Annotated in this window: 1 protein-coding gene; it reads right to left on the bottom strand. The window is 47.3% G+C overall.

Annotation, left to right across the window (positions count from 1 at the left end; translation table 11 throughout):
• Positions 1–6: 6 nt before the first annotated feature.
• A partial coding sequence (gene tuf, locus R7F64_RS23745) for an elongation factor Tu (protein WP_017822038.1) occupies positions 7–1,190 on the bottom strand: 1,184 nt, incomplete at its 5' end.

The following is a 1,190-nucleotide window of genomic DNA, read 5'->3' as shown; positions in this document are numbered from 1 at the left end:
TATGAATTAGTCGAAGATCTTAGCAACAACACCAGCACCTACTGTACGGCCACCTTCACGGATCGCGAAACGTAGACCTTCGTCCATTGCGATTGGTGCGATTAGCTCTACAGTCATCTGTACGTTGTCGCCTGGCATTACCATTTCTACGCCGTCTGGTAGCTGGATGTCACCAGTTACGTCAGTTGTACGGAAGTAGAACTGTGGACGGTAGCCTTTGAAGAATGGAGTGTGACGACCACCTTCATCTTTAGACAGTACGTATACTTCTGATTCGAACTTAGTGTGTGGAGTGATTGAACCAGGCTTAGCTAGTACTTGACCACGTTCAACTTCGTCACGCTTAGTACCACGTAGAAGTGCACCAACGTTCTCACCTGCACGGCCTTCGTCTAGAAGCTTACGGAACATCTCAACACCAGTACATGTAGTTGTAGTAGTGTCTTTGATACCTACGATAGCAACTTCGTCACCTACAGTTAGGATACCACGCTCGATACGGCCAGTTACTACTGTACCACGACCTTGGATTGAGAATACGTCTTCGATAGGCATTAGGAATGGCTGATCTACCGCACGCTCTGGCTCAGGGATGTAAGTATCTAGAGCTTCTGCTAGTTCAACGATTTTCGCTTCCCACTGCTCTTCGCCGTTTAGTGCGCCTAGTGCAGAACCTTGGATAACTGGTAGGTCATCACCTGGGAAATCGTATTCAGATAGAAGTTCACGAACTTCCATTTCTACTAGTTCTAGTAGCTCTTCATCGTCAACCATGTCACATTTGTTCATGAATACGATGATGTATGGGATACCAACCTGACGGCCTAGTAGGATGTGCTCACGAGTTTGTGGCATTGGGCCATCTGTCGCAGCAACAACTAGGATACCACCGTCCATCTGTGCAGCACCAGTGATCATGTTTTTAACATAGTCAGCGTGTCCTGGACAGTCAACGTGTGCGTAGTGGCGTGATGGAGTGTCGTACTCAACGTGAGAAGTTGCGATTGTGATACCGCGCTCACGCTCTTCTGGAGCGTTATCGATAGATGCGAAGTCTTTAGCTACACCGCCGTAAACTTTAGCAAGAGTAGTACAGATAGCTGCAGTTAGAGTTGTTTTACCGTGGTCAACGTGGCCGATAGTACCAACGTTAACGTGCGGTTTCGTACGTTCAAATTTTTCTTTAGACA

This window comes from Vibrio sp. Vb1980, assembly GCF_033338615.1.
Lineage (GTDB): Bacteria > Pseudomonadota > Gammaproteobacteria > Enterobacterales > Vibrionaceae > Vibrio > Vibrio alginolyticus.
This window is presented reverse-complemented; position numbering and strand designations above follow the sequence as displayed.